The organism is Streptomyces sp. NPDC093252, from assembly GCF_040683675.1.
GTDB lineage: Bacteria > Actinomycetota > Actinomycetes > Streptomycetales > Streptomycetaceae > Streptomyces.
The window spans coordinates 438,239-454,271 of record NZ_JBFBEM010000004.1; the positions used below are offsets into that span (position 1 = coordinate 438,239).

At 73.9% G+C, this 16,033-nt stretch carries 15 protein-coding genes; 5 read left to right on the top strand and 10 right to left on the bottom strand.

Features of this window, described 5'->3' with window-relative positions; translation table 11 throughout:
* The first annotated feature begins 169 nt into the window (after window positions 1–169).
* Window positions 170–865, top strand: a complete 696-nt coding sequence (locus AB0O01_RS10835) for a glycoside hydrolase family 75 protein (protein ID WP_365312178.1) — start codon at window positions 170–172, stop codon at window positions 863–865.
* A 16-nt stretch (window positions 866–881) separates the two neighbouring features.
* On the opposite strand, the gene AB0O01_RS10840 is transcribed toward AB0O01_RS10835, so the two are convergent.
* Genes AB0O01_RS10840 through dhaK form a run of 3 tightly spaced genes read right to left on the bottom strand, consistent with a single transcriptional unit; the run spans window position 882 to window position 2,924 of the window.
* A complete protein-coding gene (locus AB0O01_RS10840; RefSeq protein ID WP_365312179.1) occupies window positions 882–1,292 on the bottom strand; it encodes a PTS fructose transporter subunit IIA in 411 nt (136 codons plus the stop codon).
* Entirely contained in the window at window positions 1,285–1,884 is a 600-nt protein-coding gene (gene dhaL, locus AB0O01_RS10845) for a dihydroxyacetone kinase subunit DhaL (protein WP_365312181.1), read from the bottom strand. Before dhaL ends, AB0O01_RS10840 begins: the two co-directional genes overlap by 8 nt.
* Before the next feature lie 47 nt (window positions 1,885–1,931).
* Window positions 1,932–2,924 carry a dihydroxyacetone kinase subunit DhaK gene (gene dhaK, locus AB0O01_RS10850; protein ID WP_365312182.1) on the bottom strand — a complete coding sequence of 331 codons (993 nt, stop codon included), beginning with the start codon at window positions 2,922–2,924 and terminating at the stop codon, window positions 1,932–1,934.
* A 547-nt stretch (window positions 2,925–3,471) separates the two neighbouring features.
* Here dhaK and AB0O01_RS10855 point away from each other — a divergent pair.
* From AB0O01_RS10855 to AB0O01_RS10865, 3 genes are all read left to right on the top strand, one after another.
* Entirely contained in the window at window positions 3,472–4,740 is a 1,269-nt protein-coding gene (locus AB0O01_RS10855) for an FAD-dependent oxidoreductase (protein ID WP_365312183.1), read from the top strand.
* A 115-nt stretch (window positions 4,741–4,855) separates the two neighbouring features.
* Window positions 4,856–5,731 (top strand): hypothetical protein, encoded by an 876-nt coding sequence (locus tag AB0O01_RS10860; RefSeq protein WP_365312185.1) that lies wholly within the window; start codon window positions 4,856–4,858, stop codon window positions 5,729–5,731.
* A gap of 160 nt (window positions 5,732–5,891) precedes the next feature.
* Complete coding sequence (locus AB0O01_RS10865; RefSeq protein WP_365312187.1) at window positions 5,892–6,851, top strand: hypothetical protein; 960 nt, start codon at window positions 5,892–5,894, stop codon at window positions 6,849–6,851.
* A 350-nt stretch (window positions 6,852–7,201) separates the two neighbouring features.
* Here AB0O01_RS10865 and AB0O01_RS10870 read toward each other — a convergent pair whose 3' ends face one another.
* Window positions 7,202–7,654: a hypothetical protein gene (locus AB0O01_RS10870; RefSeq protein ID WP_365312189.1), complete on the bottom strand. Its 453-nt coding sequence runs from the start codon at window positions 7,652–7,654 to the stop codon at window positions 7,202–7,204.
* Window positions 7,655–7,900: 246 nt separating this feature from the next.
* Here AB0O01_RS10870 and AB0O01_RS10875 point away from each other — a divergent pair, with 246 nt between their 5' ends.
* Entirely contained in the window at window positions 7,901–10,042 is a 2,142-nt protein-coding gene (locus AB0O01_RS10875; RefSeq protein WP_365312190.1) for a tetratricopeptide repeat protein, read from the top strand.
* On the opposite strand, the gene AB0O01_RS10880 is transcribed toward AB0O01_RS10875, so the two are convergent.
* From AB0O01_RS10880 to AB0O01_RS10905, 6 genes are all read right to left on the bottom strand, one after another.
* A complete protein-coding gene (locus AB0O01_RS10880; RefSeq protein ID WP_365312192.1) occupies window positions 10,039–10,893 on the bottom strand; it encodes a fumarylacetoacetate hydrolase family protein in 855 nt (284 codons plus the stop codon). The two genes, AB0O01_RS10875 and AB0O01_RS10880, sit on opposite strands and share 4 nt — an antisense overlap.
* Window positions 10,894–10,958: 65 nt before the next feature.
* On the bottom strand, window positions 10,959–11,975 hold the full coding sequence (locus AB0O01_RS10885; protein WP_365312194.1) for a hydroxyacid dehydrogenase: 1,017 nt from the start codon (window positions 11,973–11,975) through the stop codon (window positions 10,959–10,961).
* Entirely contained in the window at window positions 11,959–13,035 is a 1,077-nt protein-coding gene (locus AB0O01_RS10890; RefSeq protein ID WP_365312196.1) for a dihydrodipicolinate synthase family protein, read from the bottom strand. The genes AB0O01_RS10885 and AB0O01_RS10890 overlap by 17 nt, the downstream gene beginning before the upstream one ends.
* Window positions 13,036–13,041: 6 nt before the next feature.
* A complete protein-coding gene (locus tag AB0O01_RS10895) occupies window positions 13,042–14,115 on the bottom strand; it encodes an NAD-dependent epimerase/dehydratase family protein (RefSeq protein ID WP_365312198.1) in 1,074 nt (357 codons plus the stop codon).
* A 2-nt stretch (window positions 14,116–14,117) separates the two neighbouring features.
* The gene (locus tag AB0O01_RS10900; RefSeq protein ID WP_365312454.1) at window positions 14,118–14,930 is read right to left on the bottom strand and encodes a carbohydrate ABC transporter permease; all 813 of its coding nucleotides are present in this window, start codon (window positions 14,928–14,930) and stop codon (window positions 14,118–14,120) included.
* A 164-nt stretch (window positions 14,931–15,094) separates the two neighbouring features.
* Entirely contained in the window at window positions 15,095–16,003 is a 909-nt protein-coding gene (locus tag AB0O01_RS10905; RefSeq protein ID WP_365312199.1) for a sugar ABC transporter permease, read from the bottom strand.
* Between the last annotated feature and the right edge of the window lie 30 nt (window positions 16,004–16,033).

Here is a 16,033-nt window from a genome sequence, read left to right on the forward strand (position 1 = left end):
GGGCGTCAGATAGGGCTGAATGTCCGGGATGTGATGAATTGCCGGTGATATCTCATCCCTGATCCCCCGATCCTCGATCCCTGATTCGCGATTCCCTATCCCCTATCCCCTATCCCCGATCCGCGATTCCCGATCCCTGATCCCCGATCCTCGGAGAGGTTCCCCTATCGTGCGTGTCCAGTCGCTGACCCTCGTCATGGCGGGCGCCGCCCTGCTCGCCCCGACGAACGCCCCCGCGCCGTCCCCCGCGCCGCCCCCGCGCGATGTTCCGGCGGTGCTGGGCGAGGGCTCCGTCCCCGCCGCCGACCTGCTCGCCCGGGTGCGCGACTGCGTCCCCGTCTCCCGGGGGCGCTACCGCACCGACACCGGGAGACGCGCCACCGTCCCGGTCTGCGGCACCACGGACGCCGTGTTCTGGAAGGCCGACATGGACATCGACTGCGACGGCCGCGCGGGCCGCCACTGCAACTCCCGCACCGACCCCTACTTCTCCCCCCACACCGCCTACCAGCAGTCCGACGGCCGTGCCCTGGACTCCGAGACCCTCCCCCACATCGTCGTCCCCGTGCCCAGCGGGATCTGGGACCACGGCGACCACGGAGTGCGGCGCGGGACGGTCGCCGCCGTGGTGTACCGGAACCGGGTCCAGTACGCCGTCGTCGGCGACCGCGGCCCCCGCGACCTCATCGGCGAGGCGTCCTACGCCACCGCCGAGGCCCTCGGCATCGACCCCGACCCCCGGCACGGCGGAACGGCGTCGGGGGTGACCTACATCCTCTTCAAGGACACCGTGGCCACCCCCATCGAGGACCACGCGACGGCGGTACGGGAAGGGGAGCGCAGAGCGAGGGCGTTCGTCCGCTGACCCGCGACGCGGGGCGTCAGACCTTGCGGTAGGTGTACGCGTCGGCCGCCGCCGCCTCCACCGCGGCCAGGTCGGCGCCCGCCGCCGCCGTGACCACCGCCGCCACCGCGCCCTCCACGAAGGGCGCGTCCACCAGCCGGGTGTCCGGCGGAAGTTCGTCGCCCTCGGCGAGCAGCGCCTTGACCGTGAGGACCGCGCTGCCGAGGTCGGTGAGCACGGCGACCCCCGCACCCCGGTCCACCGACGCCGCCGCCGCGGCGATCAGCTCCGCGCTGGTCCCCAGCTCACCGCCCTCGGTGCCGCCCGCAGGCGCCACCGGCACGTTCTCCCCGCCGCCCGCCAGCGCCCTGGCCAGCGCCGCCACCGACGCGGCCACCTCCGCGCTGTGCGACACCAGGACGATCCCCACCGGGTTGCCGTCACTCATCGTGTGCCTCCGCCAGAGCCGCGATCAGCAGCGCCGCCGAGGTGGCGCCCGGATCCTGGTGACCGATGCTGCGCTCGCCCAGATAGCTGGCCCGGCCCTTGCGCGCCTGGAGCGGCGTGGTCGCCTCCGCGCCCCGCTCCGCCGCCGTCCGCGCCGCCGCGAAGGAATCGCCGAGCGCGTCCACCGCGGGTACCAGCGCGTCGATCATCGTCTTGTCGCCGGGCGCCGCGCCGCCGAGGGTCATCACCGCCTCCACTCCGGTCCGCAGCGCCCCCGCGAACTCCTCCTCGCTCACCTCGGGAGCGTCGCCCAGCGCCTTGCCGGTACGGCGCAGCAGCGTGCCGTACAGCGGCCCCGAGGCACCGCCGACCTTCGAGATCAACTGCTTGGCCGCCAGCAGCAGCACCCCGCCCGGGGTGTCCGGCGCCTCCTGCGCCAGCGCCGCGGAGACCGCGGCGAACCCCCGGTTCATATTGCTGCCGTGATCGGCGTCCCCGATCGGTGAGTCAAGGGCGGTGAGCCGGTCCGCCTCACGCGCCACGGAGGCGGCGGCGTCCGTCATCCAGCGGCGGAAGAAATCGGCGTCGAGCACAGGAACTCCTTGCCTGGTAGGTACGCGGGCGGCGGGGCGACGGCCTGTCACCTGCCCCAGCGCAGACCCGGGGTGCTGACCGGCGCGTCCCACAGCCGCAGCAGTTCCTCGTCCACCTGGCACAGCGTCACCGAGGCGCCGGCCATGTCGAGCGAGGTGACGTAGTTGCCGACGAGGGTGCGGGCGACGGCGACCCGGTTCGCGCCCAGCACCCGCTGCACCTCCGCGTTGAAGCCGTACAGCTCCAGCAGCGGGGTCGCGCCCATGCCGTTCACCAGGACCAGCACCGGGCCGCGCGGAGTCATGTCCTCCAGGAGCGCGTGCACGGCGAAGTCGGCGATCTCCCCGGAGGTCATCATCGCCCGCCGCTCCCGGCCGGGCTCGCCGTGGATGCCGATGCCCAGCTCCAGCTCACCGGCCGGCAGATCGAAGGTGGGGCTGCCCTTGGCGGGTGTGGTGACCGCGCTCAGGGCGACCCCGAAGCTGCGGGAGTTCTCATTGACCTGCCGGGCGATGGCCTCCACGCGCTCCAGCGGCTGCCCCTCGTCGGCCGCCGCGCCTGCGATCTTCTCCACGAACAGGGTGGCCCCGGTACCGCGCCGCCCCGCCGTGTAGAGGCTGTCGGTCACCGCCACATCATCGTTGACCAGCACCTTCGCCACCTGGATGCCCTCGTCCTCGGCCAGCTCGGCGGCCATGTCGAAGTTGAGGACGTCCCCGGTGTAGTTCTTGACGATGAACAGCACCCCGGCCCCGCTGTCCACGGCCGCGGCGGCTCGCACCATCTGATCGGGCACCGGCGAGGTGAATATCTCCCCCGGACACGCCGCCGACAGCATCCCGGGCCCCACGAACCCTCCGTGCAGCGGCTCATGCCCCGAGCCACCGCCCGAGACCAGCCCCACCTTCCCGGCGACGGGCGCGTCCCGCCGTACGATCACCCGGTTCTCCACGTCCACGACCAGCTCGGGGTGGGCGGCGGCCATCCCCCGGAGCGCGTCCGCGACCACGGATTCGGGGACGTTGATCAGCATCTTCATCGGTAACCTCCGGAAAAGGCCGCTAACAGGCAGGTCGGCCGCCCGCATTGATCGGTAGCTCTCCACGGGCGTGCCCCTGCTGGCAGTATCCGCCCTGCGAAAGTGAAGGGCACGCGCGGGAGTGCCGCCGGGCCGGGTGCCGCAGGGCGCACGAGATCCCCGCGCGCTCCCCGCGCCATCCCGGCGGGGCCCGCCGACGGTCACCTGCCGCATGCAGCCGCGCGGCCGGCCGGTATGCGGCCTGCCTCCATGGTGACCCACCTCCGCTCCCCGGACATCCGCTGAACCCCGCACCACCGTGAGCACCCGTGACCCTCACTCCCGGCATCCCGGCGCGCACCGCCTCGGCGTTCTCCGCGCCGACTCCGTGGGCCCTGAGCGCGGACTCCGCGCGGACTGCGTGTGCACTGCGCGTGCACGATGGGGCAGCATCGGCGCGGATCACGGGCACGGTCCATGGCCGTCCGGCGAAATCGCCCGGTCCCTGTGCCATCGTCACTCCCGGGTCCACGGGGTGGCTCCGCGCGGCAGGGGGGTGATCGCCGAGGTGACTCGGATCGCGATAGTCGGCGCCGGAATCACCGGCCTCGCCACGGCATGGCTGCTGGACGGCACGGGGCACGATGTCGTCCTCTTCGAGAGGAACCCCTGGGCGGGGGGCCACGCCCACACCCTGACCGTGCGCCGCGACGGAGCCGACGTCCCCGTGGACACCGCGTTCTCGAATCTCACGACGGCGACCCACCCCACCTTCAAGGCGTTCCTGCGCCGCCTCGGGGTGGGGGTGGAGCGCGCGCGGGCCACGTTCACCCTGTACTCGGCGCCCGAGCGGCGCAGTCTGATGGTGCTCCCGTCCGGCCGCCCGGCGCACCTCGGCGCGGCCGTGCGGCCGGCGGGGGTGCGGAACCTGGTCGCGTTCGGCCGGGCCATCGACGCCGCCGTCCCGCTGGAGACGCACGGCGACTGGAGCATGCCGGTGCGCGCGTATCTGCGGCTGCTGCCGCCCGCGTTCGCGGCCCGGGTCATGGGTCCCTTCCTCGCCGCACTGGTCGGTACCTCCGTCGAGGAGGCCATGGAGTTCTCGGCCCGTGCCGCGATGAAGTTCCTCGTCTGCCCCCGGATCGAGGGCACCCGGCTGGCGCTGGAGGAACTCCGCGTGCGGGGCGGCGTGCACACCTATGTGCGGGCGCTGCTCGCCGCGCTGGAGAAGGCCGATGTCCGGCTGGACGTGGAGGTCGTCGGGGTGCGCAAGGACGCCGGGCGCTTCCTGCTGACGGAACGCGGCGGACGGAAGCACTCCTTCGACCAGGTCGTCCTCGCCACCCCCGCCGACCGGACCGCGCACCTCCTCTCCGGCCTGGCCGGTGCCGGGCCCCTGCGCAGCCTGCTCCAGGGCATCGAGTACTACGAGACCGCCATCGCGGTCCACAGCGACCCCGCCCTCATGCCCCGGCCCCGCGCCGCCTGGTCCTATGTGAACATGCGCGTCGACCATCGCGGGGAGTGCGAGAAGACCTTCTGGTGCGGGGCGCGCGACGGGGTGGACGTGTTCCGGAGCTGGGTGACCCTCGGCACGTCCACGCCCCGCGACCTGCACGCGATGTACCGCTACTCCCATCCCCGGATGACTCCCGGCTACTACCGCACCCAGGCCCGGCTGGCGGCCCTCCCGCCGGGCGCGGGCGGGCTGTGGCTCGCGGGCAGCTACCTGGAGGACGTCGACACCCATGAGAGCGGTCTGCGCTCCGCGATGCGGGTGGCCGACGCGCTCCTCGCGGCGTCCTCGGACCGGCGCACACCGCACGACTCCCCCTGAGGGAACGCCGGACCGGACCACCCGGCCAGGACCCCGACCCGGACGCGCCGGACGGGAGGACCCCGACCCGGAAGCGCCGGTCGGGCGAGAAGGCGACTGCGAAGGGAGCACTCCCATGTCCCACCCGCCCCCGGCGGCGACCGCCCACCTGGCGCACGACTACGAACGCCACTCCGCCGCCGACAAGCAGCGGATGCTGTGGCAGAGGGTCCTCGCGTCGCGCTACCCCGTGCTCCCCGCCCCCCGCCGGGTGACCGGACCCGTACCGGCGGCGAGGATCGTGAAGGGTCTGCTGGCCGGCGGGCGCGGAACGTTCCGCCGGCATCTGGACACGACGGAGCCCCGCACCAAGCTCTCCCACCCCCTCGGGGTCGTCGCCACGGCGGAGTTCCGCGGCCTGCCCGGGGTCCGCGCGGGGGGCGTCCTCGACGGCTGCCCGCTCCTCGTCCGGCTCTCCATCGGCGGCCACCCCGAGGAGGGCGGCTTCTCGCCCGCCATGGCCGTCAAGTTCCTCATCGACGGCCATCCCTCGGTGAACCTGCACGTCACCGCCTCGATCGACGGCCAGGAGGGACCCCAGGACTTCTTCCGGGACCCCTTGACCAACATCCTCCCCGAGCCGGTCTCGGCCGCCGGACGCCTCTCCCGCCCGCTGCTCGCCCGGGTCATCGGACTCCCGGACCCGTTCCGCATGGACATCGACCACCTCACCTTCCGCGACCGTACCGGCGCCATCAACTACGGCGGCGCGCCGCCGCACCAGATCCTCTTCCGGCCCGCGCTCTCGCCGCGGCCCCGCTGGCGGGCGGACGTCCGCGAGGAACTGATGACCGTCGCGGCGGGCAGCGCACTGTACGCGGCCGAGGTGTGCCACGCCCCCGGCGGTGAGTTCACCTCGGTGGGGAGCGTCGTGACCACCTCTGAGTTCGCCGCGTCCGAGTTCGGCGACCGGGTCCTGCACTTCCACCACCGCCGACGGGGTGTCGACTGAGCCGAGCACAGTGCATCCGGCGGCCCCGTCACCGGCCCGCCCGGCCCTCCTGCGCCCTTTCCCGCCCACTGAATTCACGGCGGGGCGGGCCAACTGCGCTTTCCGACGCCCAATTCGGAAGGGTCTTGCCGGAAAAAATTGAAAATGTCAGGGTCGTGGCATGGCACTTGTCTTCAGGGGCGCCACGCCCTACTGCTATGCGAATTCACTGGCCATGGTGATGGGTTCCGCCGCAGCCGCGCCCGCACCCCCGCCCTCGGCCCTCGAAGTCCTGACCGGCTCCCCGTTCGGCGCGCAGTGGGAGGAGAACGGCCTGCCCTTCTTCGATCCGCCAGGCTGGGATCCCGACCTCGGCCTCGACCGTGCCCTCGACCTGCTCGGCTGGACCTGCCGGAGCACCGGCGGCGGGGACGGGGCCGCGGCCGTGCGGCGGCTCAGGGACGCCACCCGGTCGGGCCCGGCCCTCGTCGGGCCGGTCGACATGGGGTTGCTGCTGCACCAGCCGGGGGCCGCCGGGACGGCCGACGGCACCGACCACTGGGTCGTCGTCCTGGCCGTCGAGGGCGACGAGGTCGTCTTCCACGACCCGGAGGGATTTCCCTTCGTCACCCTTCCCGTCGCCGCTTTCGTCGCCGCCTGGAACAGTTGCGAGGTGCGTTTCGCGCGCCCTTTCACCCTGCGCAGTGAATTCCGGCGCGTGCGCGAGGTCGACATCCTGGACGCGGTCCGGAATTCTCTTCCGGCCGCCCGGCGGTGGGTGTCGGGAGGTGGTCCGGACAGCGGATTCCGGACCCGGGGGGACGCGGGCCGGGGCCCGTCCGGTGCGGTGGAGCAGCTCGCCGACCGGGTCCGGGCGGGGCTGGACGACCGGACGCGGGCCCATCTCGTCGACTTCGCCGTCCGCGTCGGCACCCGACGCCTCGCCGACGCCTCCTACTGGCTGGCGGAGGCCGGGGCCCGGGACGCCGCCGGGATCGCCGACCGGCAGGCGCGGCTGCTGGGCGGTGCGCAGTACCACCTGGTCGCCGGGGACACGGAGACGGCGGCGGCTGCCTTGCGGCAACTGGCCGGTACCTATGGGGAGATGGGGGCTGCCCTTGGGGAGCCCTCGGGGCGGTGACTCCGGCTCGGCGGGGGTGGGTGACGTCGGCACAGGCGCGGGTGGGTGACTCCGGCTCACCGGGGTGGGTGACTGCGGCCCTGCCGTGCCGGTGACCTCGGCTCGTCGGGGGTGGGTGACTCCGGCGCTCCCCCGTGCCGGTGCCCCCGACCCATCGGGGGCCGACGACCCCGGCCCCCCTCGTGCCGCTGAGCCCGGCTCGCCGGGGGCGGTCAACCCCGGACCTCGCATGCCGGTGACCTGGCCCTCGGGAGGGAGCGGTCAACTCCGGACCCCCAGGGGAGCGGTCACCCCCGGACCCCCGTGCCGGTAACCCCGGCCCCCCGGGCCGCAGCCCCCCGCCACCCTGCTCAGCCCCGCGCTTCCCCCGGGTCCGGCCCGGCGGCGGGCGGCGGAGTCGCGGACAGCGTGATGCCGCCGTGGTAGTCGCGGCCCTGGATCACCGGGCCGTCGAACGTGCCGCCGCTGATGGTGTTGGACACGGAGCCCTGGCCGGTGTGGAGCTGCCGTGCCCGGTCGTGCCAGGCGGACAGGGCGGCGGCGAACTCGGGGTCCTGGGCCGCGCGGGCGGCGAGGGCGGCACTGAGGACCTGGACGCGGGCCCGGTCCTCGGGGGCCTCCGCCACCCGCGCCAACGCGCTCTCGTCCGCCTCCGGTTCCCCGTCGGCCGCAAGCGCCGGGGTGTCCTCGCGCCGGAAGGGGCGCCGGACCAGCGCGCTCAGGCCCGCCCATGCCTCCCGGCCCAGTTCGCCCCCGGCACCTCCCGCGAGGGCCGCCAGCAGTGCCACCGAGATCGGTTCCATGAACATCACGCTCCGCGATTGAGAGGTCACCTGGAGTGGACGTGAGGTGAGGGGGAGGTGGTTCCGTCGAATCGTTACCCGGTTCTGCGGGGCTTTCCTCACCCATGGCCGGTTCTTCTCCGGTCCGCTGGGGACCCATTCCCCGGGGAGTGGATTCCCGGGGGATTCCCGGGGCCGATTCCCGGCGAGCGGAGTCCCGGGGAGCGGAATCCCGGGAGCGGATCCGCGGTACGGGAGGGGGCGCCGGTGGACGACAACCGTGATGTGCGCAACGTCGTGGCCGACTCGACCGCCGGGACGGTCGTCCAGGCCGGGACCATCCACGGGGGTGTGCACATCCACCAGGGCGGCGGCCCCGGCAAGGCACCCCCGGTGATCCCCGCCCAACTCCCCTCCGGCATCCCCCACTTCGTCGGCCGGGAACGCGAACTCGGGCTGCTCCTGCGGCGGCTGGAGGACGGGGCCGGAGCAGGCCGGGCCGTGGTGATCAGCTCCCTCGGCGGCACCGCCGGGATCGGCAAGACCACCCTCGCCGTGCACTGGGGACGGCTCCACCGGGAACGGTTCCCGGATGGGCAGCTCTACGTCGACCTGCGGGGGTTCGCCCCGGGGCGGGCGCCCATGACGGCCGACGAGGCGGTGCGCGGGTTCCTCGACGCCTTCCGCGTCCCCGCCGACCGCATCCCCACCGGCCTCGACGCGCAGACCGCCCTCTACCGCACCCTGACCGAGGGCAGACGGCTGCTGATCGTCCTCGACAACGCCCGGGACTCCGCCCAGGTACGGCCCCTGCTGCCCGGCGGCGCGGGCTGCCTCGTCCTCGTCACCAGCCGCCGGGCGCTCACCGGACTCGTCGCCCGGGAACAGGCCCGGCAGCTCACCCTCGATCTGCTCTCCGCCGACGAGGCCCGCGCCCTGCTCACCGGATTCCTCGGCGCCGACCGGGTCACCGCCGAGGCCGGTGCCGTGGACCAGTTGGCCGAGCGGTGCGCGGGGCTGCCCATCGCCCTGGCCATCGTCGCCGCCCGCGCCGCCACCGCCCCGGCCCTCCCGCTCACCGCCCTCGCCGCGGAACTCGACGACGTACGGGACCGGCTGATCGCCCTGTCCACGGGCGACGGCGACGACACCGACATCCGCGCCGTCTTCTCCTGGTCCCGCACCGCCCTCACCCCGGCCGCCGCCGATCTGTTCACCCTCCTCGGCCTGCACCCCGGACCCGACCTCGGCCTGGACGCCGCCGCCTCCCTGAGCGCCACCCGCCCCGCCCGCACCCGCGCCCTGCTCGCCGAACTCACCGCCGCCCACCTCCTGGAGGAGTACCTCCCCGGCCGCTACCGCTGCCACGACCTGCTCCGCGCCTACGCCGCCGAACTCGCCGCCACCGAGCTGACCGAACCGCAGCGGCACGACGCCGTCCACCGCGTCCTCGACTTCTACCTCCACACCGCCCTGGCCGCCAACCGCCCCCTCGCCCCGCACCGCGAGCCCCTCCAGGTGCCCCCGCCCCGGCCCGGCGTCACCCCGCTCGCCGTCCCCGGCCACACCGCGGCCATGCGCTGGTTCGGCACCGAGCACGCCAACCTCACCGCCGCCGTCGAACTCGCCGCCGAAGCCGGGTTCGACCGGCACGCCTGGCAACTGCCCTGGCCCTTCGCCACCTTCCTCGACCGTGAGGGCCACTGGCTCGACCGCGCCGCCGGACTGCGCACCGCCCTCGCCGCCGCCCGCCGCCTCGGCGACCGCCCCGCCCAGGCCACCAGCCACCGCCTCCTCGGCAACACCTGCGCCCGCCTCGGCCGCTACCCCGAGGCCCGCGCCGAACTCGGCCACGCCCTCGCCCTCTACACCCGGCTCGGCGACCGGACCGGGCAGGCCGCCACCCATCACGGCCTCGGCTGGGCCCACGGCCGCGCGGGCGACCACGCCGGGGCCCTCACCCACGACCTCACCGCCCTCGCCCTCTTCCGCGAGACCGGCGCCGCATCCGGCGAGGCCGACGCCCTCACCAACGTCAGCCGCTGGTACGCCCGCCTCGGCGACCACGAACAGGCCCTCGACCACAGCCACCGGGCGCTCACCCTGCACCGCGCCCTCGGCAACCGCTACGGCGAGGCCGGCGCCCTCGACACCCTCGGCCACGCCCACGGCTGCCTCGGCCGGTACGACGACGCCCTCGCCGCCCACCACGAGGCCCTCGCCCTCTGGCAGGCCCTGGGCGACCACCACTTCCGCAGTGTCACCCTCCGCAGCATCGGCTCCCTCCACCGCGCCCTCGGCGACCCGGCGGGCGCCCGAGCCGCCTGGGAACAGGCGCTCACCCTCCTGGAGGCGCTCGACCACCCGGACGCCGAGACCGTCCGCCGCGACCTCGCGGGCCTGCCCTAGGAAGCCTCGACCAACTCGTTCCGGTGTCGGCCCAGGCCCTCGATCTCCAGCTCCATCACATCCCCGGCCCGCAGATAGGGGAACCGGCCCGACAGGGCCACCCCCTCCGGGGTGCCGGTGTTGATCAGGTCGCCGGGGTCCAGGACCAGGTACTGGGAGAGATGGCGGACGATCTCGGCCACCGGGAAGATCATGTCCGCGCTGGTGGAGTCCTGGCGGGGCTCCCCGTTGATCCAGGACCGCAGCCGCAGCCGCTGCGGGTCCCCGATCTCGTCGGCCGTCACCAGCCAGGGCCCCAGCGGATTGAACGTCGGGGCGCTCTTGCCCTTCGACCACTGACCGCCCGGCGCCCCCAACTGCACGGCCCGCTCCGAGACATCGTTGCTGAGGACATACCCGGCGACATACGCCAGCGGATCCTCGTCCGGGGCGATCCGGTGGGCGCGGCGGCCGATCACCACCCCCAGCTCCACCTCCCAGTCCGTCTGCTCCGAGCCCGGCGGGATCACCACGTCGTCGGCGGGACCGGCCAGGGAGCTGGGGCCCTTGTAGAAGAGGATCGGCTCCGGCGGCGGCTCGGCGCCCGACTCGGCGGCGTGCGCCGCGTAGTTCTGGCCGATGCAGAGGATCGCGCCGGGGCGGGCGAGGGGCGGCGCGATCCGCAGACCGGTCACATCGGCCGGGGGCAGGGCGCCGGACGCGTGGGCCGCCGCGACCCGGGCGGGGCCGTCCCCGGCGAAGAACTCGGGGGTGAGGTCGTCGGTGAGCGGGGTCAGGTCGTAGTGGCGGCCGTCGGGGGCGTACAGGACGGGGCGTTCGCCGCCGGGGGTGCCGACGCGCATCAGTCGCATGGGGTTCCGTTCAGGTGGTTCGGAAAGGGAGGGCGGTTCACTGGGCCCGGATCACTCGTTCCGCGTCACTCGACCCGGGTCAAGGACTCCGGGCCCACCGCGTGGAGCAGGGGGCGGCCGGTCAGGAAGCGGTCCACCTCGGCGGCCGTGGACGTGCCGAGCGCCCGGCGGCCCTCGACGGTGGCCGCCGCCCGGTGCGGGGTGAGGAGGACGTTGGGCAGGCTCCGCAGGGGGTGGCCGACGGGGAGCGGCTCATGGTCGTAGACGTCCAGGGCCGCGTCCAGGCGGCCGGTGCGGAGTTCGGCGAGCAGGGCCGTCTCGTCCACCAGCCAGGAGCGGGCGGTGTTCACCAGGCCCGCGCCGTCGGGCAGCAGGGCCAGTTCGCGGGCGCCCAGCAGATGACGGGTGGCGGGCAGCGCCGGGGCGTGCACGGCGACGATCCGGCTGGTGCGGAGCACCTCGTCCAGCGGGGCCGCAGTCACCCCGAGGCGCGCCGCCTCGGCGTCGGTCAGATACGGGTCGAAGACCGACACCCGGGCGCCCAGCGCCTGGACGAGGGCCAGATAGGCGCGGCCGGTGCGGGAGGCGCCGATGACGCCGACCGGGCAGCCCCGGATCTCATGGCGCGGCGGCGCGACCTCCGCCGCCGCCCAGTCGGCACCGGAGCGCAGGGCGTGGTCGAAGCGGTGCGTCCGGTGGAGGAGGGACAGGGTGAAGGTGAGGGCGACCTCGGCGACCGGCGCCGCCATCGCCCCACCGGCCTGGGTGACCCGGATGCCCCGGGCGAAGACCTCCGGGGTGACGAACGGGCTGACCGCGCCCCCGGTGTGGGCGACCAGACCCAGGCCGGGCGCCGCCGCCAGCAGCCCGGCGTCCAGGCGGGGCGCGCCCCACGCGGTGACCAGGACCCGGGCCCCGCCGCCCAGCGCGGCGGCGACCGCCGCCCGGTCCCGGTGCGCGTCCACCACCGTCAGCGGCGCCAGCGCCCCCAGTTGCTCCCACGCGGCGGCGGTGAAGAACTCCGCCCGCAGCCCCTCGGGTACGGCGACGACGATCCCGGGCGGGTCAGCGGAGCCAGTCATCGAGGTGCTCCCTGACGAAGTCGTCGTCGGTGAGCCACGGGTGGGCGGCGGCGACCCGGGCGATCTCCTCGGCCTGGCCCGGCGACAGCCGCTCCTCGGGGTTCAGGCACCAGGTCCCGGCCAGCAGCCCCTGCCCGCGCAGCACCTCGTGCACCCCGGCGATACAGCCCCGGAAGTCGTAGCGCACGTCGAACACCGCCGCGTTGGCCTCGCTGAGCTGGGGCGCCCGGCGCAGCAGATCGACGGTGAGGGCGTGATCGCCGGCGCGGGCGGCCCGTACCTCCTCGAAGAGGCGGACCGCGGCCCGGGTCCACACCGCCCACTGGCCGAGCAGCCCCCCGGCGAACCAGCGCAGCCCGCTCGCCGTGCGGTACGGGGTCAGCAGGTCCTGGATGATGGCGTCGTCGTTGCCGGTGTACAGGGCGACCTCGTCGGCCCGGTCGGCGGCGGCGACGGCCGCGATGACCTCGGCGGTGCGGTAGCGGTCGAAGGGGGCCGTCTTGATGGCGACGACGGACGGGATGTCGGCGAGCGCCCGCCAGTAGGCCGGGGAGAGGTGGCGTCCGCCCACCGCGTCCTGGAGGTAGAAGCCGATGACGGGGAGCACCTCGCCGACCGCGCGGGTGCGGTCCAGCAGCCCGGCCTCGTCGGCGCCGGGCACCGCCGGGCTCAGCAGGACGGCGTCATAGCCGAGGGACGCGGCGAGTTCGGCCTCGGCGACCGCCTGCGCGGTGTAGCCGCAGGCCCCGGCGACCTTCACGACCGGCGGGTGACCCGGCCCCCGTTCGGTCTCGTGGGCGCGGACGATGTCGGCGGCCGACTCCAGCACCGGGCGCAGCAGTCCGACGGAGGGTTCCCGGATCTCGAACTGGGTGGTGTGCACCCCGACCGCGAGACCGCCCGCGCCTGCGGCGAGGTAGTAGCGGGTCAGGGCGCGCTGCCGCCGCTCGTCGAGGCGGCGCCCGGCGTCGAGGGCGAGCGGATGGGCGGGGACGACCGTTCCCGAGGCCAGCACATCGAGCGCGGAGGGGGTCGCCGGGGCGGGGGTGAGGGTGGGCACGGTGGGTCAGAACCTTCCGTCGCGGACCTGGAACTTGGTGGGTTTGCCGGACAGCGGGTGGCCGCGCCGGATCCACTCCGCCTGCCAGCCCACCAGGGTGCGCAGCGGCAGCCCGGGGTAGCCGAACAGGGCGTGGCAGAGCGAGGCGTCGGACAGCAGCGCGGTGCCGGACTCCGCGCCGGTGGTGAGCGCGGCCGTACCGAACTCGTCGGCGAAGTACTGGGCGAGCCGGCGCACGGAGGCGGTCTCGGGGCCGGTGAGGTTCAGGGTGAACGGCTCCGGCGCGGACGCGTACCGCAGCGCGCGCAGGGCGACCTCGTTGGCGTACCCCTGCCACACGGCGTTGAGGTGGCCGGTGGTGAGGTCGACGGGTTCCCCGGCGTGCACGGCGGTGGCGATGTCGGCGAGGACGCCGTAGCGCAGATCGACGGCGTAGTTGAGGCGGATCACCGCGAGGCGCAGTCCGTGTTCGGCGCTGTGGTGGCCGAAGACGCGTTCGCGGCCCAGGCAGGACATGGCGTACTCGCCGACCGGGCCGACCGGGTCGCTCTCCGCGCTGCCCGCCGAGGCGGTCGTCACCAGCGGGTAGACGTTGCCGGTGGAGAAGGCGGAGATCCGGGCGGTGCGGTAGCGGCGGGCAACCCGGTCGGGGAGGGCCGCGTTGACCGCCCAGGCGTGCGCGGGACTGCCCGCCGAGCCGAACTTGGCGCCCACCATGAAGACCACATTGCCCGCGTCGGGCAGCGCGGCCGGGTCGCCGTCCAGAAGATCGAAGGGGACCGGGGTGATCCCGTCGGCGGTGAGGCGGTCGGCGGCGGTCCGGTCGGTCCACCGGGACACGGCGTGCACGGCGAGGTCGCGGCGGCCGGCGGCGTCCAGCGCGCGCCGCGCCAGCCTGGCCAGGCTCGGGCCCATCTTGCCGCCCGCGCCGAGGATCACCAGATCCCCTTCGAGACCGGCGAGATCGGCGACCAGGCCGGGGGAGGGGGTGGCGAGGAGGTCTTCGAGGGCGTCCTCGCCGTCGGGGAAGGCGTCCGGCAAGGCGGGCGAGGCGTGGGTGAGGGGTGTGGCTGTGGTCATCGTCATCCCTTGACTGCGGAGCCGGTGATGCCCTCGGTGAAGTACCGCTGGCCCACCAGATAGGCGCTGAAGATCGGTACGAACGCGATGACGGAACCGGCGAGGACCTGATTGAGGGGCACCTGCTGCTGTTGCAGCGAGGCGATACCGACGGTGAGGGTGCGCATCTCGGTGCTCTGCCCGATGACCAGCGGCCACAGGAAGTCGTTCCAGTGCCACAGGAAGACGAAGGTGCCGAGGGTCGCGAGAATGGGTTTGAGCAGCGGCAGCACGATCCGGAAGAAGATCTGGAGTTCCCCCGCCCCGTCCAGCCGGGCCGCCTCGAAGAGTTCGTCGGGCAGCCCGATGATGAACTGCCGCATCAGGAACACCGCCTGGGCGTTGGCGAGGGTGGGCACGATCAGCCCCCAGTAGCTGTCCACCCCGCCGAGCTTCGCGATGAGGATGAAGGTCGGGATCATCGTGACGTGGTACGGGACCATCACCATCGAAAGGAACGACCAGAACATCGCCTCCCGGCCCGGGAACCGCTTCTTCGCGAAGGCGTACCCGGCGAGCGCGGCCAGCAGCAGCGTGCCCACCACCGACACCAGCGAGTAGACGAGGGTGTTGAACAGCCAGCGCGGGATGTCCTGCGAGCCGAGGACATCGCCGTAGGCGCCGCCCTCCAGCGGCCAGGGCGCCAGACTGCCCGGCAGATCGATCGCGCCCTCCGGCTTCAGCGACAGCACGACCATCGCGTAGAACGGGAAGAGGGTGACGACCGAGGCCAGGCCCAGCAGCAGGGCGCGCAGCAGTTTGCCGCGCGGGCGCATCCGCAGGGAGCCGGGCAGGGTGTCGCGTTCGCGGGGGCGCCGGGGCGCCGGGGGGCTCTTCGGCGGGGCCGGGGGCGCGGGGGCGGGGCGGTCGGCGGTGAGGGTGGTGGTGGTCCGGGGGGTGTCGCTCATGGGCGTCACGGCTGTTTCCTTCACGGCTTCTCTCACTGCTCCTTTCCGATGACCAGTCGCTGGATCCCGGCCACCACGAGCGTGAGAACGAACAGGACACAGCCGATGGCGCTGGCGTAACCGAGGTCGAAGTACTTGAAACCGGCGTCGTACAACTGGAAGACCAGGCTGTAGCTGGCGTTGGCCGGGCCGCCGCCGGTCATCATGTAGACGGCGTCGAAGACCTGGAAGCTGGCGGTGGTCTCGATCACGGCCAGGAAGAAGAACGAGCCCTTGAGCTGCGGGGCCACGATGTACCGGAAGCGCTGCACCGGCCCCGCGCCGTCCATCAGCGCGGCCTCCTCCAGCTCGCGCGGCACCTCCTGGAGCCGGGCCAGCAGAATCAGCATCCCGTAGCCGCAGCGCGACCAGACCCCGACCAGCGCGAGCGCGGGCAGCACCAGCGCGGAGTCACTCAGCCACGACTGGTCGGGCAGGCCCAGCCACCCCATCACCGTGGACCAGGGCCCGTCGGTGGAGAAGATCCAGATAAACACCGTCGATGCCAGGATGAGGCTGGTGACGACCGGCAGGAAGAACACCGACCGGAACAGCTTGGAGCCCAGGAAGGCGCGGCGGGTGAGCAGCGCCAGTCCCAGCGAGAGCCCGATGGTGACGGGCACCGCCATCACGGTGTAGAGGACGGTGACCTTGAGCGCCGACCAGAACACCGGGTCGTCCAGCAGCCGCCGGAAGTTCTCCAGCCCGGTGAAACTGGTCTCGGCGCCCAGGGTGTAGTCGGTGAAGCCGAGAAGGAGGCCCGCCGCCGCGGGCCCGAAGCGGAAGGCGAGGAAGACCAGGAGCGCGGGCAGGACGAACATCAGCCCGATCCGCGCCTCCCGTCGGGAGTGCGGCCCGCGGCGGACCTTGGTCGGGCGGGGGCGTTCCGCGACTGCGGCCACGGGACCTCCTTCGTACGGCGGATCGATCGG